This is a genomic window from Aestuariibius sp. HNIBRBA575, assembly GCF_040932005.1.
Lineage (GTDB): Bacteria > Pseudomonadota > Alphaproteobacteria > Rhodobacterales > Rhodobacteraceae > CANLNM01.
On record NZ_CP162414.1, the window covers coordinates 2,924,744 to 2,947,809 of the forward strand.

Consider the following 23,066-nt stretch of genomic DNA (forward strand, 5'->3'; position numbering starts at 1 on the left):
CCTCCGATAGCATATCAAATCTGTCAGGAAAGGGCGTCTCATGTTCATTCAAACCGAATCCACACCAAACCCAGCCACGTTGAAGTTTCTTCCGGGGCAATCCGTGCTGGAAACCGGCACCGCTGATTTTGCATCCCCAGAGGCGGCGCAAAATTCGCCGCTGGCACAGCGCATCTTTGCGGTCGATGGCGTGACCGGCGTTTTCTTTGGCTCTGACTTTGTGACCGTGACCAAGGTGGACGGCACCGAATGGGACCATATCAAACCCGCGATCCTGGGTTCGATCATGGAGCATTTCCAATCCGGCGCCCCGGTGATTGCAGGCGAACAGGCCGCATCAGGTCATGCCGCTTATGATGCAGAGGATTCTGGCATCGTTGATCAAATCAAAGAATTGCTGGACACACGTGTGCGCCCGGCCGTGGCCCAAGATGGCGGTGACATCACATTTCATGGCTTTGATCGCGGCGTGGTTTACCTGCATATGCAGGGGGCGTGCGCCGGTTGCCCGTCCTCCACTTTGACGTTGAAAATGGGCATCGAAAACCTGCTGCGTCATTACATCCCCGAAGTGACAGAGGTGCGCCCCGTTGCCGCCTAAGACAACAATACTGGCATTTGATACATCGGCTGCGCATTGCGCAGCCGCTTTGCTATGGGATGGACGCATCACCACCCAAGTCGAAGAGATGAAGCGCGGGCAAGCCGAACATCTGATGGTTCTGCTGGAAAACATGCTGAAACAGGCCGATCTGGACTGGGCAGATCTGACGGCGATTGGGGTCGGCATCGGTCCCGGCAATTTCACGGGCATCCGAATTTCAGTTTCTGCCGCGCGCGGATTGGCGTTGGGGCTGGGCATTCCGGCCATTGGTGTGGGTATTCTGGACGCCATCGCCTATGGCCAACCGCGGCCAATGATTGCCACGCTGCCCGCCCCCCGTGACATGCATTACGCCCAGCATTTTGATGTCACCCAATCTGACATCACATTGGAACCCGGCGCGGTGCCCGCATTTGACGCCCATCACGTGACATCCTCGATTGCACGAATCGCAGCAGAGCGCAGCCAATCTGGCGCGCCAATGCCACGCCCTGCGCCGCTTTATATGCGGGCTGCTGATGCCGCCCCGCCGCGTGACCCGGCACCTGTAATTCTTGCGGATTGATGCAGCTGTGACCCCATCCGATCTGGCCGCTATTCACGCAGGCGCGTTCCAGCAAACCCGCCCATGGACCGAACAAGAATTTGCCGATCTGTTGGCCAAACCGTCGACATTGTTGGTCACGTCTGGATTGTCGTTTGTTCTGGCCAGTCTGATCGCCGACGAAGCCGAAATCCTGACATTGGCCACAGATCCCACCGTTCAACGACAGGGACAAGCCCGCGCGGCAATGCTGAAGTTTGTGGATCAGCTCGGGGTGCTGGGGGTCACGCGTATCTTTCTGGAAGTGGCGGCAAATAATCGGCCTGCATTGGGGCATTACGCTGATTCTGGGTTCCAGAGAATCGGTTTGCGGCGCAATTACTACAGGTTAGAGGGCAATCAACGCCAAGATGCCGTGGTGATGGAAAAAAAACTGACGCCACATCACCCTACGTAACCCCAGCAAATATGAGAGAAGCGACAGGTTGTGGGTGGTTTTTGTTAAAAAGCGGTTGACCCTTTCCCGCGCTCACTGCCTTAATTGTGGATGGTCCGACTTAGTCGGCATATTAACAGATGGCACGGATTGGGTTCCATAACCGTGCCACAGACCATGACCTGGGAGACTACCATGACTTTCATGACGAAATTCCTCGGCGCGACCGCTGCTCTGGCGCTTTCTGCTGGTGCTGCGTTGGCCGATCCTGCCCTGATCTTTGATCTGGGTGGTAAATTCGACAAAAGCTTTAACGAATCCGCGTTTAACGGCGCACAGCGTTGGGCCGAAGAAACCGGCGGTGAATTCGCTGAGTTTGAAATCCAGTCGGATGCACAGCGCGAACAGGCGATCCGTCGTTTCGCAGAAGCAGGCAACAACCCAATCGTAATGGCTGGCTTTTCTTGGGCGACACCGCTCAGCGCCGCTGCGGGTGACTATCCTGACACCAAATTCGTGATCATCGACATGGTTGTAGACGCACCAAACGTCCGTTCCATCGTGTTTAACGAACACGAAGGGTCCTATCTGGTTGGCATGCTGGCTGGCATGGCGTCAGAATCCGGTACCGTTGGGTTCATCGGCGGTATGGACATCCCATTGATCCGTAAATTCGCCTGTGGCTACGCCGAAGGCGTGCTGGCCGCAAATGCAGACGCAACCGTGATCGCCAACATGACCGGCACCACACCTGCTGCATGGAATGACCCGGTCAAAGGGTCCGAACTGACCCAAGCACAGATCAGCCAAGGCGCGGACGTTGTTTATGCCGCCGCTGGTGGGACTGGCGTTGGGGTTCTGCAAACCGCTGCGGATCAGGAAATCCTGTCAATCGGCGTGGATAGCAACCAGAACTACCTGCATTCCGGTCAGGTTCTGACATCCATGATGAAACGCGTCGACAATGCCGTCTTCGAAAGCTTCACCGCTGGTACAGACGTTGAGCCCGGGTTTAACGTGATGGGCGTTGCCAATGGCGGCGTTGGTTTCGCACTGGATGAACACAACGAATCCCTGATTTCCGAAGACATGCTGACCGCTGTAAACGCAGCCGCAACCAGCATCTCTGACGGGTCATTGGTTGTGCATGATTACATGAGCGACGAAACCTGTCCTGTTCTGGACTTCTAAGTAAGTTCAGGCCCAAACATCGGGGCCGCACGATCCGTTCGTGCGGCCCTCCTTCTTTCTGGCGTTGGTGAAAATATGACAGATCAAGCCCCCGCAATTGAGCTTAAGGGAATTTCCAAAGCATTTGGCCCCGTTCAAGCCAACAAAGACATCGCGATCCGCGTGATGCCCGGCACGATCCACGGGATCATTGGCGAAAATGGCGCTGGGAAATCGACGCTTATGTCGATCCTTTATGGGTTTTACAAAGCCGATAAGGGCGAGATTTTTATCAACGGTCAAAAGACTGATATTCCCGATTCACAGGCCGCGATTGCCGCCGGTATCGGGATGGTGTTCCAGCACTTTAAACTGGTCGAAAATTTCACGGTTCTGGAAAACGTTGTTCTCGGGGCCGAAGATGGCGCGCTATTGGGCCCATCCCTGCGCAAAGCACGCAAAGAATTGACCGCGCTGTCGGATGAATACGAATTGCAGGTCAATCCAGACGCCATCATCGAAGAAATCGGCGTCGGCATGCAGCAGCGCGTGGAAATCCTAAAGGCGCTCTATCGTCAGGCCAATATCCTGATTTTGGACGAACCCACCGGTGTGCTGACCCCGGCAGAGGCCGACCAATTGTTCCGAATTTTGGACCGCCTGCGCGAAGAAGGCAAAACCATCATTCTGATCACGCATAAGCTGCGTGAAATCATGGAAATCACCAATACGGTCAGCGTGATGCGCCGTGGTGAAATGACTGCAACGGTTAAAACCGCAGAAACCAGCCCCCAAGAATTGGCCGAATTGATGGTCGGCCGCAAAGTGTTGCTGCGGGTCGACAAAACCCCGGCTCAGCCGAAACAGGTTGTTCTGAATGTTCAGGATCTCCGTGTCGTCGACGACAAGAAAGTGGAACGCCTGAAAGGCATTTCCTTTGACGTGCGCGCCGGAGAAGTGCTGGGCATTGCGGGCGTGGCGGGCAATGGCCAGTCAGAACTGCTCGAAGTGTTGGGCGGCTATCAATCCGGGACTGGTTTGATTGAGGTGAACGGCGAATCTATTGACCTGACAGGCGCCAAATCCGACGGTCAAAGCCGCCGTAATCGTGGCATCGCCCATGTGCCAGAGGATCGCCAGCGCGAGGGCCTGATCATGGAATATGCGGCGTGGGAAAATGTCGCGTTTGGGTATCACAACGACCCGAAATTTCAGAAAAACCGCCTGTTCATGGACAACGCCGCCATGCGCGCCGATTGCGCCGAAAAAATGGAACGATTTGACGTGCGCCCCCCCGATCCCAGCCTCGCTGCCAAGAATTTTTCCGGCGGGAACCAACAGAAAATCGTTGTGGCGCGTGAAATCGAACGCAACCCGGATTTGCTGTTGATTGGTCAACCCACCCGTGGCGTCGATATCGGCGCGATCGAATTTATCCACAAACAGATCATTGCTCTGCGTGACCAAGGCAAAGCCATTTTGCTGGTTTCGGTCGAACTAGAAGAAATCCTATCCCTGTCTGACCGCGTCGCTGTGATGTTTGATGGGCAAATTATGGGCGAACGTGTCGCCTCAGAAACGGACGAAAGAGAGCTGGGCCTGTTGATGGCCGGCGTTCGCGGGGAGGCTGCATAAATGGAAAAGATGCCTAAATGGGCGGATGTGATCCTGATCCCGATGATTTCGTTGATCCTTGCGGCGATCATTTCTGCGTTTGTGATTATGGCCATCGGGGAAAACCCCTTGATCGCGTTGCAAAAAATGGTCGATGGCGCGTTTGGGAACACCCAAAATATCGGCTACACGCTGTATTACACCACGAACTTTATCTTTACCGGATTGGCGGTTTCGGTCGCATTCCACGCCCGGATGTTCAACATCGGCGGCGAAGGTCAGGCACTGGTCGGCGGTCTGGGCGTTGCGATCGTGTGTCTCTATATTCCATGGCCGCATTGGTCGCTCGCGCTGCTTGGCGCCAGCCTTGGAGCGGCGATGTTTGGGGCGATGTGGGCGGCGATCCCGGCCTATTTGCAGGCCCGCCGCGGCAGCCATATCGTGATCACAACGATCATGTTCAACTTTATCGCGGCGTCCTTGCTGAACTACATGCTGGTGGGGCCGTTGAAACCTTTGGGGTCGATGGAACCGGCCAGTGCGCCGTTTCCTGAGGCAACCCATTTGCCGAATTTTCAGGAAATGTTTAATCCAATCTGGCAAATATTTGCAGGCGAAGAGGCCAAGGCGATTTTCCTACGCTCCCCGGCAAACATCACGTTTTTCCTCGCTGTTATTGCCTGTTTTGTGGTTTGGGCGCTGATCTGGCGCACACGTCTGGGTTATCAATTACGGTCCTACGGCCTGTCCGAAACAGCGGCGAAATATGCCGGGATCAGCCCGTTTAAAATCATCATGATTGCGATGCTAATCTCTGGGGGATTGTCCGGATTGATGGCCGTCAACCAAGCGCAAGGCGACGCCGAACGGTTGGTTTTGAACGCGGTTGAGGGTGCTGGGTTCATCGGCATCGCTGTGGCCCTGATGGGGCGGTCCCATCCGTTTGGGGTGTTCTTGGCGGCGCTTTTGTTTGGCGCGCTTTATCAGGGTGGCGCTGAATTGGCGTTTTGGACGTCGATCCCACGCGAAATGATCGTTGTGATCCAAGCGTTGGTGATCCTGTTCACGGGCGCATTGGACAATATGGTGCGTATGCCGTTGGAACGGCTGTTCATCGCCAAAAACCGCAAGCAGGAGGGCTAAGCCGTGGATATCGACACACTTATTCAGGTTCTCGACAGCTCTTTGCGGTTTGCGACACCTTTGTTGCTGGCCTGTTTGGCGGGGCTTTATTCGGAACGCGCCGGGATTTTCGACATCGGCCTAGAGGGCAAGATGTTGGCCGCTGCGTTTTTGTCCGCGGCTGTGGCCTATACCAGCGGATCCGCTTGGGTCGGCCTGTTGGCTGGCGTTGGCGTCGCGATGGGGCTGGCATTGTTGCATGGCGTGGCCTCGATCACGTTTCGTGGGAATCAGCTTATTTCCGGGGTGGCGATTAATTTCTTGGCGGCGGGATTGTCGGTTGTGGTCGCCCAAAGTTGGTTTGCTCAGGGCAGCCGAACACCGCAATTGGCCGGGGCAGCACGGTTTGAAAACCTAAACCTGCCTTTCGCAGAACAGCTGGCCGATGTGCCGCTGCTGGGGCCGCTTTATAGCGATCTTTTGTCGGGTCATACGATCATCGTTTATCTGGCGCTACTCGCCGTGCCTGCCACATGGTGGCTGTTGTTTCGCACCCGGTTTGGCCTGCGTTTGCGCGCCGTTGGGGAAAACCCCGCCGCTGTGGATACCGCCGGGATTTCGGTGATCCGATTGCGGTTTTCTGCTGTGCTGATCTGCGGCATTTTATGTGGGATTGCAGGGGCCTATCTATCCACGTCACTTCAGGCTGGGTTCACCAAAGACATGACCGCAGGGCGTGGGTTCATCGCACTGGCGGCGCTGATCTTTGCCAAATGGCGGCCCTGGCATGCGCTTTATACCTGCCTGTTATTTGGCTTCCTTCAGGCGCTGGCGCTGCGCCCCGACCTGATTGAAAACACGCTTGGCTTTAAGGTTCAGGTGCAATTGCTGGACGCATTGCCCTATATCCTCACGGTAATCATTCTGGCGGGCTTTGTTGGCAAAGCGATCCCCCCACGTGCCGGCGGCGAACCCTATGTCAAAGAACGCTGAAACGCTCGCCGCGCAGATCAAAGAGCTGGCCGGGGATGCCCCCGTTCAGATCGGTCTGATCCTTGGCTCTGGGCTGGGACATATCGCAGACACGGTGGATGGCGTTGCCATTCCCTATGACGCACTGCCCGGTTTTCCCCATGCGGGTGTGTCCGGGCATAATCCGAACCTTGTTATTGGCACTTTAGAAGGCGTGCGCGTCGCCGTTTTTGGCGGACGGGCACATTATTACGAAAGCGGGCGTGGCGATGCGATGCGCCTGCCGCTTGAGGTGTTAAAGGCGTTGGGGGCGGACCAAGTGATCGCGACCAATGCAGCCGGATCATTGCGGGCTGATATGCCCACCGGTTCGATTATGTGTCTGACGGATCATATCAATTTTTCCGGCCTGAACCCATTGATCGGCGAAAAATCTGATGCGCGGTTTGTGTCGATGCACAATGCCTATGATGCCGATCTGCGCGAAGCGCTAAAACAGGCGGCTCTTGCCAGCGATGTAGACATGCACGAAGGCATTTACACATGGTATTCCGGCCCATCCTTTGAAACGCCGGCCGAAATCCGCGCCATTCGAATGCTGGGGTCCGACGCTGTGGGCATGTCCACCGTACCAGAGGTGATCCTCGCCCGTTTTTTGGGGTTGCGTACAGCGGCCATTTCAACAATCACGAACATGGCAGAGGGACTGGGTACAGAAGCCATCAGCCATGAACACACCAAAAACATGGCCCCTCTTGGCGCTTCAAAACTAGAGAAAGTGCTTCGTCGCTACCTTAGGGTCAACTTTTAGGTCCAATTTCAAAAAATGATAACGCCAGTCTCAATAATGAGCGTCTTTTGACGCCATTTTTGTGCCCACCCATTTGACACACCTACCCAAAATAGGCTTTTAAGAGGCAACCCATAATCAGCGGGATGCCCATGCAAATATATCTGCCTATCGCCGAGGTATCGGTGAACGCCTTCCTTCTTCTTGGCTTGGGCGGAATTGTGGGCATATTATCGGGCATGTTTGGCGTAGGCGGTGGCTTCCTTATGACACCGCTTTTGTTTTTTATCGGCATTCCGCCCGCTGTTGCCGTCGCAACCGAAGCCAACCAGATTGTCGCATCTTCGTTTTCCGGACTATTGGCGCATCTACGACGAAAAACCGTAGATCTGCGAATGGGCGTGGTCCTGTTGGTGGGGGGGTTAATCGGCGCTGCAGTTGGGGTGGTGATATTTAACTACCTGAAATCATTAGGACAAGTCGACCTGCTGGTGCGGCTTTGCTATGTCGTATTTTTGGGTGTTGTCGGCGGCCTGATGTTCTTTGAAAGCCTGCGCGCACTGCAAAAATCCAAACGCCCTGGCGGCGCACCTACACGGCGCAAACACACTTGGGTTCACAACCTGCCATTCAAAATGAAGTTCCGCGTCTCAGGGCTTTACATCTCGGTAATTCCGCCGGTCATGGTTGGGATCTGCGTGGGTATTTTGGCCGCAATCATGGGTGTCGGCGGCGGTTTTATCATGGTGCCCGCGATGATTTATCTGCTGGGTATGCCGACCAAAGTGGTGGTTGGCACCTCGCTGTTTCAGATCATTTTTGTGACTGCATTCACGACGATGCTGCATGCAACGACCAACTTTACAGTGGATGTCGTTTTGGCTGTGCTTTTGCTCGTTGGGGGTGTTATTGGCGCTCAGATCGGCACCCGGATCGGACTAAAGCTGAAGGCAGAACAGTTGCGCATCCTGCTCGCCGCGCTGGTTTTGGTTGTCTGCGGGAAGCTCGCGCTGGAATTGCTGATCCAGCCGTCTGAACTATACTCAATCGGCGCGACAGGAGGTCACTGATGTTTCTTCGCCTCCTCGCTCTGATAACCTGTCTCACATCTCCTTTGGCCGCCGAAGAGATCGTATTGGGACTGTCCCAAAACGAAGTTGCAATCACAGCGAATTTTGACGGCAAAGACATCCTGATCTTTGGCGCAATCAAACGCGAAACGCCCATTTCGAACGAAGGCCCCCTAGAAGTAATCGTGACGGTTTCCGGCCCATCAGAGCCCGTCACCGTGCGCCGCAAAGCATGGCGTTATGGCATCTGGATCAACACCGCCGCCGTCGATGTGGACGCCGCCCCGTCCTTTTATGCGGTGGCGACGACCAATCCAATTCAACAGGTTTTGTCCGACGTCGAAGATCTAAGACACAAAGTCACCATTCCGCGCGCTATCCGATCTGTTGGGGCCCCGATGGATGTCATGGATTCAGAGAGCTTTACCGAAGCTTTGATCCGCATCCGCGGCGCCGAGGATTCTTATCAGCTGCTCGAAGGCGCGGTTGATTTGGATCAGGACACGCTGTTTCGCACGGCGATTTCGCTGCCTGCGAACCTGACAGCCGGTGATTACGTGACCCGGATTTTTCTGACACGCAACGGCCAGGTTATCGATCAATACGAAACGCCGATTGCCGTACAAAAGGTTGGTTTGGAACGATTTTTGTTCAACCTTGCGCACGAAAATCCGTTTCTTTACGGGTTGATGTCACTCACGATCGCGATTGCCGCTGGTTGGGGGGCATCCGCAGCGTTCCGGGCCTTCCAACGCTAAGTTAGCCGCGACCAACAAACGGCATCTTTGTTGCCATAATTGTCATGGATTGCACATTTGCCGATAACGGCAAATTGGCCATCTGCCAGACTGCATCGGCGCAATGGGACACATCCATCGTCATCGGCGTATCGCCTTCGGATTCAGAAATTGAGCGCACCAAGGGCGTCGCCGCATTACCAATGTCAATTTGACCGCAGGCAATATCAAACGGCCGACCGTCCATTGTGATCGTTTTGGTCAGCCCTGAAATGGCATGTTTGCTGGTGGTATAGGCGGCTGAAAACGGTGTGCGGGGCGCATGTGCCGACAACGACCCGTTATTGATGATCCGCCCACCCTGTGGGGATTGGTGCCGCATTTGCCCAAACGCGGACTTGGCGCATAAAAACATCGCGGTCACGTTTAAATCAATAGTCGCACGCCAATCCGTCAATTCGATTTCGTCCAAGCTACCCGACGGGCCAAATTGTCCTGCGTTGTTAAACAACGAATTCAGATGCCCAGCCCGATCTACGAATTGGCCAAATGCGCGCTTCACTTGCGCCTCATCCGTCACATCACATGGCAAAACGACCGCGTTCTGCGCCCCATTTGCCACCTCGATCAACGCAGGCTGTCGTCTGGCTACCAATCCGACGATCCACCCCTCGCTCAGAAATCGTTGCGCTGTCGCAGCCCCAATGCCAGAACTGGCCCCGGTGATAATAATACTCTTCATGTTGTTTCCGTTGGTTCAAGCGTTAAGGGGGTGGGTGCAACCCTAAGATCATCAACCCGTAAAGGGTTTGACGGCAATCCAAGCCGATTGCGCACGACCCAAAGTAATCTGTTTTCCGCCCGCGTGATCGCCACATAGGCAAGACGTTTCCACAAGGGTTGCCCTGCCTCAACCCGGCCCATCCGACTAGCAGCATAAATATCCGGCGCAAAGACCTGAACCGTATCCCATTGGGAACCTTGGGATTTATGGATCGTCACGGCCGCTCCGTGCAAAAATGTGGCCCCCATACGCGCCGCAAACGGGATGAATGGCTCTTCGTCGCCTTCTTGCTCAATTTTGACAATACTGGCTGCGGATACCTGTGGATCTTCGGCCCCCATGACATGTAGGCGCGAAAATCCCGGCTTTCGTCCCGGCCCTAAATAAACAACCTGCGCGCCTTTGATCAGGCCCCGTGCCTCTAGGTCCAGTCGTTTTTTGCGATGTTTCAGCGGCAGCTCAATACCGTCGCAAATCAACGGTTCCCCCTCCAGAAGCTCATCTCCGGGGGCTTTGTATGCTGCGCGAAAGGCGTGAATCAACCGGATCCGGGTTGCATTGCGCCACACCAAAACAGGAGAGCGCGCCATCAAATCCGATTCGACCCGCTGCGCCATGACGACGCGATCATCCTTTTGCGATGCTTCTTCGATCATGCGTTCAAACGTATGAAAATCGAGCTGTGGATCCGCCAGCGCATGCGCTAAATCTAGAATCGGGTTGCCAGCATCCTGACGGTGCACACGTGACAAAATCAGGCTACGTTCAGGTGGCAGGGTTTCAAACACCATGCCGCCCTCGCTTTGAACCGGGGGCAATTGTGCCGGGTCGCCAAACAATAGCAAGGTTGGGAAAATTTCCTGCAAGTCATCGAATTGGCGTTTATCCAACATCGAACTTTCATCGACAAACCCGATGTCCAGCCCTTCCTCTCGGCGTTTCCACCCCGTGATAAAGTCTGACCCCCGAAGCCCAGCCGCCGCCAGCGCCGCAGGTACGGACGCATTAAGCTGAAACGACGCCCACGCCCGGTCCAGCGCGACATCGGTTAACCCTTCGATTTTGGGTTTTTCACCCTCACCCGCCAACCATTCAGCGATCTTTTCGTATTCCGGATCATAAACCGGCGTGTACAAAATGCGGTGAATCGTGGTTGCAGGCACACCGCGATTTCGCAAAACGCTCGCGGCTTTGTTTGTGGGGGCCAAAATCGCCAACGTTCTGCGATCTTTGCGTTTTTTGCCTTCCCAGTCCCCCGAAATGACGTCGACACCCGCGTCTTTCAGCGCTTTGTACAACTCTGCCAGCAGCAGTGTTTTGCCCGACCCAGCCTTGCCAATGACCGCCAGCACATTTTCTGTGCCGCCATTGGGTGGCATCAGCAAATTGTCAGATAAATCAATTCCAGAACCGCGTAAGGCTTCTGCAATTGTGTCCCAGGCTTCTGCCTGATCTTCGGAGAATGTTACGGTGGGAAGGGTCATAACGCGACCCTACCCCCGTGATCAAAAAGGTGCCAGCAGGATCAGGCCACAGCGGCATGTGCTGCGTAATCATTTTGCATAACCGGCCGGCCAAAGCTGCGTTCGAACCACAATTCCGAAATTTCGGATGAAAGCCCGGCCCGTTTCAACACTTTGCCCCTATCCAGCGGATCATATTCCCACAACCCAACACTGATCCGATCACGGCCTTCCCCTGCACTGCCTAACACTTCGGGTGAAGAGCCGATCATGCGATAGATCCGAACCATGCGTGCGTCAAACACACCGACAAAATGACTAAGCCCAAAGGCGCGCATCAATTCCCCACCGGCAAGCATTAACGCGCCTGCAATCCGGCTTTCGGCGTTACGAGCAAGGCAAAACCGCGTGCATTCCCAAATCAAAGGGGATTGAATGGAAACACCATCAGTCAGTTCAAGGAAATGATCGTTTACCATGGTCCGGCCTGTTGTTGGCAGGAACCGCATCGACCCGCCGTGGGACCCATCTGGACGCTGCCAAATCACATATAGCGGGTCCATTTCATCATATTCGTCATGCTCAAAACCATCTTTGTCAACGGTCACGTCCCACCCCAAACGGGTGTGAAACTGATCCGCACGATCCCGAAACATGGAATCGCGTAGGTGTGGGTATTTGTCTAGCTCACTGGCGTAATGATAGCGCAACATGAGAAATTCCTTCCGTCCAAGGCTTGCTCCGTTGAGTGAACAATACGAGAACATTGGTTAATGCTGCGCTAACGATGCGAACGCAGCATATTAACCAAAACTTACTGGAAAGAAGGGCTAGCGTGCGACTATGGCCTTGGATGGTTCGGATTCATCCGCCCGTCCGGGCCATCCACCTTCGGCTGCGCGCGCGGCGCCGCCAACCACTATCAGGCCTTCGGTCAGGGCCCGTGCAACCGCGTGAATGGTGTTCAACGCCCCAAGTTTGAACCGTGCGCTTTCGATGTAGGCGCGCAATGTATGTTCCGAAATCGAAAGCATATCAGCCACTTGGCCGCGCCCATACCCCATCGCCAAATAGGTCAGCGCGTCCACCTCACGCGGGGAAAGCGGCTTGGCGGGTTCGGGCTTGCGGCCTGCTTCTATTTCAAGCGCTTTACGATTGAAAAAATGCGCGATGAGGATCAGTTCCCGTTGGTGGTTTTTTGTGAACTCTGCCCATTCAGCATCCGAACAATTGTGGGAAACCGTGAACAAAGCGAATTGACCATTTGGCCCGCGAATCGGAATCGACAACCCTTGGTTTCCGATTCCGTTTTTGATGGCATCCGCCTGAAAGGCACGCGCGGCACGTGAAGACCAGTCAAGACGTTTCCAATCCACCGGGTGAAACCGCTGAAAACATCCGATCACAACCGGATCAATCCGCAGATAGTCGCTATCAACATAGTGCTGCACCCAGGACGGTGGGTATGTTCCGCATCCATATTGTTCGCCATCTGAGCTGACCCAGTGATAGACAATGTGATCCACGCCAAAGTGGTCACGCAGGGCAACCACCACGTTTTGGATATGCTCAAGCCCTTCGGCTTGATCCAACTCCTCCAGAAATGTATCCAGTCTTCGCACTATCGCCACACACCGTTAACGGTGCCCCATCGGTACCCGAGGCTATCTCAGCCAGTGCGACGAGTTTTGTGTCATCCAATTGAGACGCCAACAGCGGCAATCCATTTTGGTCGGCAAAACACTTCAAATCGGCAAGAACGTCGAGTATCCAGTCATGTCCCATAGGCCACTCTCTTTCTGAAGGGTTAACGAAGTCTTAACATCTAATCTATCACGACCCGATTCATTAAAATATTCGCGAATTCTATCCCCCCAAAAATAGCGGGGGTGGGCGCAGATAACCTACTGAAACCATTCAGCACGAAAAAAGGGAGCCGCCTTTTGGCCGCTCCCCGCTCTGTTCTAAGGGGCCGTTGAGGGCCCAATTTAGGACTGTGATTCGGCGACCACTTCTTCCAAAGTGCGCAGCCCGGTTTTCGGGGCTTGAACTAGAACCGACATGTTGCCCGGCAGATGCTCATTTTTGTACATCTTCGTGTGGGCCGCGGGGATTTCATCCCACGTGAACGTTTCCGACAGGAACGGCTCGATGCGACGTTCGATCATCATCTGGTTGGCGGCGGCGGCTTGCTTTAGATGCGCAAAGTGCGACCCCTGCAGGCGTTTTTGGTGCATCCAAGTATAGCGCACGTCAAAGGTCAGGTTGTAGCCGGTTGTCCCAGCACAAATCACAACCATGCCGCCCTTTTTACAGACCAGGTTTGACACCGGGAATGTGCTTTCGCCGGGATGTTCAAACACGATGTCAACATTGTTGCCTTTGCCGGTGATGTCCCAGATCGCCTTGCCAAAACGGCGGGCTTCTTTGAACCATGTGTTGTATTCCGGCGTGTTCACGGTGGGCAATTGGCCCCAACAGGTAAAATCTTTGCGGTTGATCACGCCCTTGGCGCCCAGCCCCATTACAAAGTCACGTTTGCTTTCGTCACTGATCACGCCGATTGCATTGGCGCCCGCGGCTTTGATCAATTGGATCGCATATGTGCCCAGACCACCCGATGCGCCCCAAACCAGCACGTTCATGCCCGGTTTCAGCTCATGCGGAGGGTGACCAAACAACATCCGGTATGCGGTTGCCAATGTCAGTGTGTAACAGGCGCTTTCTTCCCAAGTCTGATGCTTGGGGCGGCGCAACAATTGCTGAGCCTGCACATTTGTGAACTGCGCAAATGACCCGTCCGGCGTTTCATAGCCCCAAATCCGCTGGCTGGGTGAATACATTGGATCGCCGCCGTTACATTCTTCGTCGTCGCCGTCATCCTGATTACAATGAATGACAACTTCGTCGCCCACTTTCCAGTTTTTGACCTTTTCGCCGATGGCCCAAATGATGCCGGACGCATCGGAGCCCGCGATATGGTAGTCAGCTCCATGACCGTCAAATGGCGAAATAGGCGTGCCAAGACCGGCCCAAACACCATTATAATTCACGCCCGCAGACATCACCAAAACCAGAACCTCGTGGGCGTCCAGTTTCGGGGTGTCAACCACCTCAACCTTAAAGCTTTTTTCCGGTTCACCATGACGCTCACGGCGAATTGTCCACGCATACATTTGCGCAGGAACATGACCCATTGGGGGCATTTCACCCACTTCATACAGGTCTTTTTTGGGCGCGTCATACGTGGCGGTTGTTTGGGTCTCGTCAAGGGCCATGGGTGCCTCCATCAAGGATCATTTCACTGCCGCACCGCAGAATCGGGGCGGGTCTGACCCTTGAATTAGACTTCACCTCGCAACATTGCAACCACAATTAGCCATTGATTGTAATTTTATTACTTCGCCAACGCAGAATATTCGCTGCCTTGCGGCGTTGATTTGTAATGATGCGCAATCGATCCTGCGTAAAACTGCAACACCGGCTCAGCGTCATTGGCGGGCGTCCCATCCGCAGAAACCAAATCGCGCCGCTTTAACAGCGTAAGCGCATCTTTGGTCAAAGCGGCCGCATCTCGGCGGGGTAAGGTCGCCCCAGAAGAGGCCAGTTGCACCAAATCGCTGGCCAGCGCCTCTTTGATCTGAGGGCCGCGATGGCCCGATAGAATTGCGCGCGCCACCAATGGCACCGCCAAAACCGGCATCGAATGCGCGATCCGGTCCATCATGGCCTTGCCGACAATTTCAGTCACATCGCCAGAGTTAGCCGCCACACATTCAGACAACGTTAATGGCTTGCCGAAACTGACGGTTGCGGTGCCAAATCGGCGAAACCGTCGGGTAAATATCGTCAACAAATAGGCGCTGATCGATCGCAGCGTTGACCAGAACGGTGCATGAAAATGCCGCCCGCCTGCCTTTTTGGCGTCGATCAGGATGCGATCCTCTAGGACGTGATCATAGTTTAACGCGACCGGCACAAACACCACTTCGCGTTCGGCCGCATCAAAATCCGATATAATGTAGTTCAACAATCCCAGCTTGGGTCGGGCCAATTCACCGTCCAAACTCAGCCCGCCTTCAGGGAACAGGGCCTGGGTCACGCCGCCTTCGGTGGCCATTTGTACGTAGCGGGCCAATACTTTGCGATACAGCGCCCCGCGAGATTTACGGGAAATAAAGTAAGCGCCCATCGATCGGATCATGGGTGACAACGGCCAAACCCGCGCCCATTCCCCCACCGCATAAGACAGCGCCGACGCGCGGCTGACCAAATAGGTCACCAACACATAATCCATATTGGATCGGTGGTTGATCACAAAGACCAGTGTCGCGTCTTTGTTCAATGCCTGAAATTGCGCCCGGTCGAATTCACCCAGCCGAATGCGGTACATCGACCGGGCAATCCATTTGGATAACCGCGTGCCGATGGTGAAATAGGCCGTCGCAGAAAACCCCGGTACAATTTCACGCGCATAGCGGCGGGCTTTTTCGAAACCGACATTTTCCGGCACTTTGTGTTTGCGCGCGTAATCAACAATCGCCTGTGTGACCTCTGGATCGTACATCAGCCGCTGAATCATGTCATAGCGGCGCGCCAGTTTGAACGGCTCAATCGGGCGGGGCAGTTTGGCATTGAGCCGCTTGATCACCCGTTCCGCGCGACGCCGGAAAAACCAGCGCACGGATGGAAACAGAAAATGCGAAGCAAACGTGACTGTTGCAAACAGCACGATCAGGGCAAGAAGCCAAAAGGGAACGGCAATAGTCTGCGTCATGATGCGACCGTGACAGGATTTGCTGGTGTGGTAAATCCCATCATGCCGCAACGCAGCGATTGACAGCGTTGCTTTATGTCCCGTAAAACGACAGATAAGCAACATTATTTCGCGACCCATTAAATGAGGCCCCAAATGACGCAGATGCAGCAAGATCGCCCCAAAGATCGCCCATGGTTGTTCCGCACATATGCCGGACACTCGACCGCCAGCGCATCAAATGAGCTGTATCGGGGCAATTTGGCCAAGGGTCAGACGGGTTTGTCGGTGGCTTTTGATCTGCCCACGCAGACAGGATATGATTCGGATCACGAACTGGCCCGCGGTGAAGTGGGCAAAGTTGGCGTGCCGGTCTGCCATATGGGCGACATGCGGGCGTTGTTTGACCAAATCCCGCTGGAACAGATGAACACATCCATGACGATCAACGCCACAGCGCCTTGGTTGTTGTCGCTTTATATTGCCACCGCCGAAGAACAGGGCGCGGATGTCAGCAAACTACAAGGCACGGTTCAAAACGATCTGATCAAGGAATACCTGTCGCGTGGCACATATATATGCCCGCCCAAACCGTCGCTGCGCATGATCACCGATGTGGCCGCCTATACCCGCGCCAACCTGCCCAAATGGAACCCGATGAACGTGTGTTCCTACCATTTGCAAGAGGCCGGCGCGACACCAGAAGAAGAGCTGGCCTTTGCGCTGGCCACGGCAACGGCCGTGTTGGATGACCTGAAAGGCAAAGTGTCCGCCGAAGATTTCCCCGGAATGGTGGGCCGGATTTCGTTCTTTGTGAATGCGGGCATCCGGTTTGTGACCGAGCTATGCAAAATGCGTGCTTTTGTCGAATTGTGGGATGAAATCTGTCAGGAACGGTACGGTGTCGAGGACCCCAAAATGCGCCGGTTCCGCTATGGGGTTCAGGTTAACAGCCTAGGATTGACCGAACAGCAGCCCGAAAACAATGTTTACCGCATCCTGTTGGAAACATTGGCGGTTACCCTGTCCAAAAACGCCCGTGCCCGCGCTGTGCAATTGCCGGCTTGGAACGAAGCCCTCGGCTTGCCGCGCCCTTGGGATCAGCAATGGTCCCTGCGTATGCAACAAATTTTGGCCTATGAAACCGACCTGTTGGAATACGGTGATTTGTTTGATGGCAACCCGGTTGTCACCAAAAAGGTCGACGCCCTAAAAGAAGGCGCGCGCGCCGAATTGGCCCAGATCGATTCGATGGGCGGCGCTGTGGGTGCGATTGCCTATATGAAAAACCGCTTGGTTGAATCCAACGCTACCCGGATTGGCAACATCGAAAGCGGCGACACTATCGTTGTTGGTGTCAACAAATGGCTGACAGGCGAAGAAAGCCCCCTGACATCCGGCGAAGACGCAATCATGGTCGCGGACCCCAAGGCCGAAGCGGACCAGATCAAACGCCTCAACGATTGGAAATCCAACCGCGATAATGCGGCGGCGAAAACCGCGCTTGCTGCGTTACGAGAGGCCGCCAAATCGGGCGACAACGTCATGCCGCCGTCGATTGCCTGCGCCAAAGCCGGCGTGACCACTGGTGAATGGGCCGACGTCGTGCGGGCCGTGTTTGGGCAATTCCGCGCACCGACGGGTGTCTCGGCCAATAGATCCAACCGCACCGAAGGTCTGGATGACATCCGCGCCCGGGTGGATGCGGTCAGTGACAAACTGGGACGTCGGTTAAAATTCCTTGTCGGCAAACCCGGGCTTGATGGGCATTCCAATGGCGCCGAACAGATCGCGGCGCGTGCCCGTGATTGCGGTATGGACATTTCCTACGAAGGCATTCGCCTGACACCCGACGAAATTGTCACCGCCGTTCAACAGGACGAAGCGCATGTTGTTGGGTTGTCTATTCTGTCTGGGTCGCATTTGCCACTGATCCGCGATGTGATTTCCAAACTGGACGCGGCCGGGCTGGGCCATGTGCCTGTGGTTGCGGGTGGAATCATCCCCGAAGATGACGCCGCCCAACTTCGGGAAATGGGCGTGGCGCGGGTTTATACCCCCAAAGATTTTGAGCTAAATCGCATCATGGATGACATAGTGGATTTGGTTGATTCAAAAGATATCGCAGCCCAATAGCTATTTTTTTGAAATAGGTTTAGAATTGCTTCAAGCCAGCGTGCACCGGCACTGTCTTTTTGTAAGGTCTCACTCAATCTAAACTTGTGTCGGGTCTGGTCTTCGCAAATGGGTATTGCCACGATCAATTGAAGAGGCAAAAAATGGACATCCGATCACTTTCTCGCAAAGAGTTGGAAAAACTAAAGGCCAAAATCGACAAACAACTTGAAAAACTGGCCAACGAAGACAAAAAGGCGGCTCTGATCGCTGCTGAGAAAGCGGCTAAGGCGCATGGGTTTTCCCTGTCTGATCTAACCGGTCAACAAACGGCGCCCAAAAGACGTGCGAAAACACCCAGCGTTGCAAAATACCGCAACCCAGCAGACGCAACCCAAACCTGGACCGGACGCGGACGTCAGCCTATTTGGTTCAAAGATGCATTGGCATCTGGAAACTCTGCAGAAAGCATGGAACTCTGACATCAGACTTGGCAGGGGCAATCGTCATGATCGCCTTGCCGCATATTTCTGATAAACGGAGCATTCCATGACTGTTCACATCGGCGCAAAGCCTGGCGATATCGCTGAAACTGTTCTGCTTCCCGGCGATCCTTATCGCGCTAAATGGGCCGCGGAAAAGTTTTTGGACGATGTCACCCTCGTTAACGAAGTCCGCGGCATGCTGGGCTTTACCGGGACGTGGAATGGCAATCGTGTCACGATCCACGGGTCCGGAATGGGCATGCCAAGCCTGTCCATTTATGCCAATGAACTGATCCGTGACTATGACGTGCAAACGTTGATCCGGGTTGGATCCTGTGGCGGCATGCAAGATCACGTTCAAATCCGAGACGTCATTTTGGCGATGACCGCATCCAGCGTTTCCACCCCGTCACGTGGGATTTTCAAAGAGTTTCAATTTGCCCCCTGCGCTGATTGGAGCCTGCTGCAAGCCGCCGTAAAGGCAGCCGGGCAAAAATCCACCGGGGTTCACGTAGGCGGTATTTATTCGTCCGATGTGTTTTATGACGAACGTCCGGATCTAAACGAACAGATGGAACGCCACGGAATTCTGGGCGTCGAAATGGAAGCGGCGGAATTGTACAACCTCGCGGCCCGTTATGGACGTCGTGCACTGGCCATCCTGACCGTGAGTGACCACCTGAAAACCGGCGAAGCGTTGCCTTCTGAGGATCGAGAACGCAGTTTTGGCGACATGATTGAAATCGCCCTAGAGGCTGCGTTTCCATAATTCAAAAGGGGGCTTATCGCCCCTTTTCTAGCGTCCATGGGACCCGCTATAGGCATTTGGCTTTGGCGGGACCCAGCCATCCAATGTGCCGTCAGCGGGTTTAAAAACCTGCATAACCAATGGATAACAAGGGGTTGCATCACTTGTATGTTCTGACCCGCAATCCCCGCCGGGACAGGCGCTTTGAACCGCTAGCAAATCGATTTCAGCAAACATTTCCAAATAATCGCCCGGCCGCACCGGACTTGCCTTCATGAAATATTGCCCTGTTTCGCGTGTAAACCCCGTGCACATGAACACATTCAACACATCATGAATATGCGGCTCTGCCTCTGACAGGTCGACGTTCAAATGATCCGCCAAGGCGCGCGTCAAATTGGAATGACAGCAATGATGATAATCCCCGGCCCCTAACAATCGGCCCGTATATGGATCACAGCGCGTTCCGATCACGTCATGAACAGAGCCCCCGAATTCGTCGATTCCATACCAGTTCAACGTGTCATCCGTCAGGGTTGCCATCGGCCGCAAAGTCGGGAAATTTGACCATAATTGATCCCCGGTGGTCACGTGGCTGCCATGCAATGCACGGGTTTTTCCCGAATAAAACCTTTCGGACAAATTGTTGGCATTAAACAGGTTCAAATCCCCAACCTGCGGTCCATTCACGCTGAGCGTTCTAAGGAAATGTCCCGCCGGAACATGAATGGCCGCAGCTTCACGAGGCGCAATTTCTATCTCATCCACCAGTTTCGCACGTAACCGGGCCTGACGATACAACGCCATATTTGGCACCGGTAACGTGTCTGTCGGATAGCAGATAACAGGCTTTACCCCGCGTCGGTCTTTTGCGTCCTTTGGTTCATTCTGTTGCGCCATCTGCTTGGTCCGCCACCTGTTGTTTGCCCTGTTTCTTTGAACCGCTTGGTTTCCAGAAACCTTCTTTGGGGGAACCGAACCATTCTTCGTTCCGCGTGGCAAGCATTGTCACCGCCAAAGCCACAAACACCAACGAAGACCCAGCGATCAAGGCGTAATCTTCGCTGCGTAAAATCAGATACAAAACTGAATAAAGCACAACCAACAACGCCCCAATGACCAGTGATCGTTTGCCCGCCTTCAGCCCAACAAATGCGTATAAAACCAACAGCCCAATGGTTGCAGCGCTGGCTATAATATAGGCCAGATTGAACCCTAAATGTTCAGCATATGCGACCATCAACAATGCAAATAATGCCTGAACCAATCCCATCAGCAGATACTGCACCGGATGCGTCGGCCGGTTTTTGCGATCTTCGATCAAAAGGATCGTCAGAAACGTCAAACCGATGAACAAAATACCGTAATTGGCGACACGATAGGCCTTTTGATAAAAATCATTGGGTTGATAGAATTTCACCCCAAACGCGAAATGGGCCGCATTCTGTAATTGCGAATGTCGCGCCACATTTGGCAGATTTCGCGCCAGATGCGGAATATCCCAATGCGCCGCGAACCCGGCGTCTGAAATGTCTGTTTCAATTGGCAAAAACTCTCCAAAGAAGCTGGGATGCGGCCAATCGCTCTGGATGTTCACTTGATTGCGCAATCCAACCGGAGTCACCCGTAGGTTTTGCGCGCCATTAAACACCAAATTCAACTTGTAGGCGGCGTGTTCTCTTGGATCGCCGACCACACCAAAAATGCCCTGATCAGAGGTCATCGGATCCAGCGCAACCAGCGTGTCATCGATTTGCAACTGCGTTCCCCCCCGCAACGCGGCATTTGATTGCAGTCCCACCTCAACATAGGCGCGATCCCACAAAAGCCGATCCCCATCTGACAATGCCGGTTCAGCCTTTGACGGATCAAATGTGAAATCAATTTCTGCCAAGGCGGAATAGACCGGCGCCACAAAGATCCCACGTCTGCGTTCTTGGCTGGAGGTGTACACATCAATCGTCAGCTGATCGGGCAACACAAATACCGGCTCTTTGATGGCGATTTCGCGAATTTCACGCATGACCGATTCTGTTTCGCCATCGCTGTTGACGATATCCTGTCTGACATTTCGCGTGACCCAACCTTCGACTGGGATCACCAATTGTGGTCCCCGGATCAACTGCACACCGCCCCATTCTCGGCCAACTGAAGTGATGGTGGATTCGGAATATCCTCTGCGGGATTGGATTGTCTCTGTCACCATAATCAGCGGGATGAACATCAGAAAGGCAAGCACGCCAACGACAAAGAAACGAATTCCGGGGGATCTGAACATGGGACCTCACTCAAATTGTGACACTTAAACCGGTAATGTCCGGTCCCGGCTGAATATAAAAAAACCCCCGCAGGTTGCGAGGGTCCATTTCATCAGTATTTGTGCAGTTTGTCAGACCTGACGTTCGATCATCAACTTTTTGATATGCGCGATGGCCTTGGCGGGGTTCAACCCTTTGGGGCAGGTTTTGGCGCAGTTCATGATCGTGTGACAGCGGTACAATTTGAACGGATCTTCTAGTTCGTCCAGACGTTCGCCTGTCGCTTCGTCCCGTGAATCGATGATCCAGCGATAGGCGTGCAACAACGCAGCTGGCCCCAGATACCGATCGCCATTCCACCAATAGGATGGGCAAGACGTCGAACAGGACGCACACATCACACATTCATAAAGACCGTCCAGTTTTTTGCGGTCTTCGATGCTTTGCTTCCACTCTTTGGCGGGGCGGTTGGTTTTGGTTTCCAGCCACGGCATGATCGAGGCGTGTTGTGCATAGAAATGAGTCAAATCGGGGATCAAATCCTTCACCACAGGCATGTGCGGCAATGGGTAAATTTTGATGTCACCTTTGACTTCGTCGATGCCATAGATACAGGCCAGCGTGTTGATTCCATCAACGTTCATCGCACAAGACCCGCAAATCCCTTCGCGGCAGGACCGGCGGAATGTCAGCGTCGGATCAATTTCGTTCTTAATCTTGATAAGAACGTCCAAAATCATCGGACCGCATTCATCCAGATCGACAAAATAGGTGTCCAAGCTCGGATTTTTGCCGTCGTCAGGGTTCCAACGATAAATCTCAACTTTGCGAACATTCGTGGCACCGGCAGGTTTCGGCCAGGTTTTGCCAACGGTCATGCGGCTGTTTTTGGGAAGTGTCAGCTGGACCATGTTTTGGCTCCTCACTTGGGGCGCGCGCCCACAATAAATCCTTGCGTGGCGATGAAACCACATGTTGCTTTCTCATACCTTACCGCATTCAAAATTCCAATTTGAATGCGGCCCCTCAGCGCAGTTTATCGCTATCTTTTCTGTTTTGTGATCACATCAGCCTGTGATCAGCCGTTCAGCTACGCAACTTTGGGCATTTGGACGGCTCAGAATGTCGGCAACCAACAAAACAACATCCGCAGAAGGTGCCCCGATCGCCGCAGCGCCCAATTGAACCAACTCAGATGTCGACGCATTTTCGACGACACAATCTGTCATGACCTGACCACCACGCCCGGGCACCTTTTCCGCCAGAATAGGCCCAACAACAGCCCGCGCTGCCGCCTCAACCGCGGGCGCGCCACCCGGAACGGTCAAATTGCATCCGGCCAACGCAAGGATAAACGGTGCGGCAATGGAAAAACGTAACATAGAGACCTCAAATCTG

General features: G+C 54.2%; 23 protein-coding genes. 13 read left to right on the forward strand and 10 right to left on the reverse strand.

All coding sequences use genetic code 11. The features are described 5' to 3' along the window. Positions 1-40: 40 nt before the first annotated feature. The 10 genes from AB1F12_RS14720 to AB1F12_RS14765 all read left to right on the forward strand — a co-directional run bounded on the left by AB1F12_RS14720 (position 41) and on the right by AB1F12_RS14765 (position 9,080). Positions 41-601, forward strand: a complete 561-nt coding sequence (locus tag AB1F12_RS14720; protein ID WP_368185117.1) for a NifU family protein — start codon at positions 41-43, stop codon at positions 599-601. Continuing rightward, entirely contained in the window at positions 591-1,169 is a 579-nt protein-coding gene (gene tsaB, locus AB1F12_RS14725) for a tRNA (adenosine(37)-N6)-threonylcarbamoyltransferase complex dimerization subunit type 1 TsaB (RefSeq protein WP_368185118.1), read from the forward strand. The genes AB1F12_RS14720 and tsaB overlap by 11 nt, the downstream gene beginning before the upstream one ends. Before the next feature lie 7 nt (positions 1,170-1,176). Then, positions 1,177-1,605, forward strand: a complete 429-nt coding sequence (locus tag AB1F12_RS14730; RefSeq protein ID WP_368185119.1) for a GNAT family N-acetyltransferase — start codon at positions 1,177-1,179, stop codon at positions 1,603-1,605. Between the two features lie 174 nt (positions 1,606-1,779). Continuing rightward, on the forward strand, positions 1,780-2,775 hold the full coding sequence (locus AB1F12_RS14735) for a BMP family protein (protein WP_368185120.1): 996 nt from the start codon (positions 1,780-1,782) through the stop codon (positions 2,773-2,775). Positions 2,776-2,850: 75 nt separating this feature from the next. Next, positions 2,851-4,389 carry an ABC transporter ATP-binding protein gene (locus AB1F12_RS14740; protein WP_368185121.1) on the forward strand — a complete coding sequence of 513 codons (1,539 nt, stop codon included), beginning with the start codon at positions 2,851-2,853 and terminating at the stop codon, positions 4,387-4,389. Next, positions 4,390-5,511 carry an ABC transporter permease gene (locus tag AB1F12_RS14745; protein WP_368185122.1) on the forward strand — a complete coding sequence of 374 codons (1,122 nt, stop codon included), beginning with the start codon at positions 4,390-4,392 and terminating at the stop codon, positions 5,509-5,511. It begins immediately after the preceding gene. A 3-nt stretch (positions 5,512-5,514) separates the two neighbouring features. Beyond that, the gene (locus AB1F12_RS14750) at positions 5,515-6,483 is read left to right on the forward strand and encodes an ABC transporter permease (protein WP_368185123.1); all 969 of its coding nucleotides are present in this window, start codon (positions 5,515-5,517) and stop codon (positions 6,481-6,483) included. Continuing rightward, positions 6,467-7,273, forward strand: a complete 807-nt coding sequence (locus AB1F12_RS14755) for a purine-nucleoside phosphorylase (protein WP_368185124.1) — start codon at positions 6,467-6,469, stop codon at positions 7,271-7,273. The genes AB1F12_RS14750 and AB1F12_RS14755 overlap by 17 nt, the downstream gene beginning before the upstream one ends. Before the next feature lie 131 nt (positions 7,274-7,404). Then, on the forward strand, positions 7,405-8,322 hold the full coding sequence (locus AB1F12_RS14760; protein ID WP_368185125.1) for a sulfite exporter TauE/SafE family protein: 918 nt from the start codon (positions 7,405-7,407) through the stop codon (positions 8,320-8,322). After that, positions 8,322-9,080 (forward strand): TIGR02186 family protein, encoded by a 759-nt coding sequence (locus AB1F12_RS14765; protein WP_368185126.1) that lies wholly within the window; start codon positions 8,322-8,324, stop codon positions 9,078-9,080. Before AB1F12_RS14760 ends, AB1F12_RS14765 begins: the two co-directional genes overlap by 1 nt. A gap of 1 nt (position 9,081) precedes the next feature. Here the strand turns inward: AB1F12_RS14765 and AB1F12_RS14770 are convergent, their stop codons facing one another. From AB1F12_RS14770 to AB1F12_RS14795, 6 genes are all read right to left on the reverse strand, one after another. Next, positions 9,082-9,801 carry an SDR family oxidoreductase gene (locus AB1F12_RS14770; protein ID WP_368185127.1) on the reverse strand — a complete coding sequence of 240 codons (720 nt, stop codon included), beginning with the start codon at positions 9,799-9,801 and terminating at the stop codon, positions 9,082-9,084. Then, on the reverse strand, positions 9,798-11,327 hold the full coding sequence (locus tag AB1F12_RS14775) for an ATP-dependent RecD-like DNA helicase (protein ID WP_368185128.1): 1,530 nt from the start codon (positions 11,325-11,327) through the stop codon (positions 9,798-9,800). Before AB1F12_RS14775 ends, AB1F12_RS14770 begins: the two co-directional genes overlap by 4 nt. Positions 11,328-11,368: 41 nt before the next feature. Then, complete coding sequence (locus tag AB1F12_RS14780; RefSeq protein WP_368185129.1) at positions 11,369-12,019, reverse strand: acyl-homoserine-lactone synthase; 651 nt, start codon at positions 12,017-12,019, stop codon at positions 11,369-11,371. A gap of 117 nt (positions 12,020-12,136) precedes the next feature. Further along, positions 12,137-12,931, reverse strand: a complete 795-nt coding sequence (locus tag AB1F12_RS14785) for an autoinducer binding domain-containing protein (RefSeq protein ID WP_368188386.1) — start codon at positions 12,929-12,931, stop codon at positions 12,137-12,139. 363 nt (positions 12,932-13,294) lie between these two features. Continuing rightward, positions 13,295-14,584 (reverse strand): crotonyl-CoA carboxylase/reductase, encoded by a 1,290-nt coding sequence (ccrA, locus tag AB1F12_RS14790; RefSeq protein ID WP_368185130.1) that lies wholly within the window; start codon positions 14,582-14,584, stop codon positions 13,295-13,297. 119 nt (positions 14,585-14,703) lie between these two features. Then, complete coding sequence (locus AB1F12_RS14795) at positions 14,704-16,083, reverse strand: 1-acyl-sn-glycerol-3-phosphate acyltransferase (RefSeq protein WP_368185131.1); 1,380 nt, start codon at positions 16,081-16,083, stop codon at positions 14,704-14,706. 135 nt (positions 16,084-16,218) lie between these two features. On the opposite strand from AB1F12_RS14795, the gene AB1F12_RS14800 reads away from it, so the two are divergent. The 3 genes from AB1F12_RS14800 to deoD all read left to right on the forward strand — a co-directional run bounded on the left by AB1F12_RS14800 (position 16,219) and on the right by deoD (position 19,431). Beyond that, entirely contained in the window at positions 16,219-18,198 is a 1,980-nt protein-coding gene (locus AB1F12_RS14800) for a methylmalonyl-CoA mutase family protein (RefSeq protein WP_368185132.1), read from the forward strand. 143 nt (positions 18,199-18,341) lie between these two features. Then, entirely contained in the window at positions 18,342-18,659 is a 318-nt protein-coding gene (locus tag AB1F12_RS14805) for an H-NS family nucleoid-associated regulatory protein (protein ID WP_368185133.1), read from the forward strand. Positions 18,660-18,726: 67 nt separating this feature from the next. Beyond that, positions 18,727-19,431, forward strand: a complete 705-nt coding sequence (deoD, locus tag AB1F12_RS14810) for a purine-nucleoside phosphorylase (protein WP_368185134.1) — start codon at positions 18,727-18,729, stop codon at positions 19,429-19,431. 27 nt (positions 19,432-19,458) lie between these two features. On the opposite strand, the gene AB1F12_RS14815 is transcribed toward deoD, so the two are convergent. The 4 genes from AB1F12_RS14815 to AB1F12_RS14830 form a co-directional block, all read right to left on the reverse strand. After that, a complete protein-coding gene (locus tag AB1F12_RS14815; RefSeq protein WP_368185135.1) occupies positions 19,459-20,310 on the reverse strand; it encodes an urea carboxylase-associated family protein in 852 nt (283 codons plus the stop codon). Continuing rightward, entirely contained in the window at positions 20,294-21,688 is a 1,395-nt protein-coding gene (creD, locus tag AB1F12_RS14820; RefSeq protein WP_368185136.1) for a cell envelope integrity protein CreD, read from the reverse strand. The genes AB1F12_RS14815 and creD overlap by 17 nt, the downstream gene beginning before the upstream one ends. 111 nt (positions 21,689-21,799) lie before the next feature. Then, on the reverse strand, positions 21,800-22,579 hold the full coding sequence (locus tag AB1F12_RS14825) for a succinate dehydrogenase iron-sulfur subunit (protein WP_368185137.1): 780 nt from the start codon (positions 22,577-22,579) through the stop codon (positions 21,800-21,802). A 156-nt stretch (positions 22,580-22,735) separates the two neighbouring features. Next, positions 22,736-23,050 (reverse strand): hypothetical protein, encoded by a 315-nt coding sequence (locus AB1F12_RS14830; RefSeq protein WP_368185138.1) that lies wholly within the window; start codon positions 23,048-23,050, stop codon positions 22,736-22,738. Between the last annotated feature and the right edge of the window lie 16 nt (positions 23,051-23,066).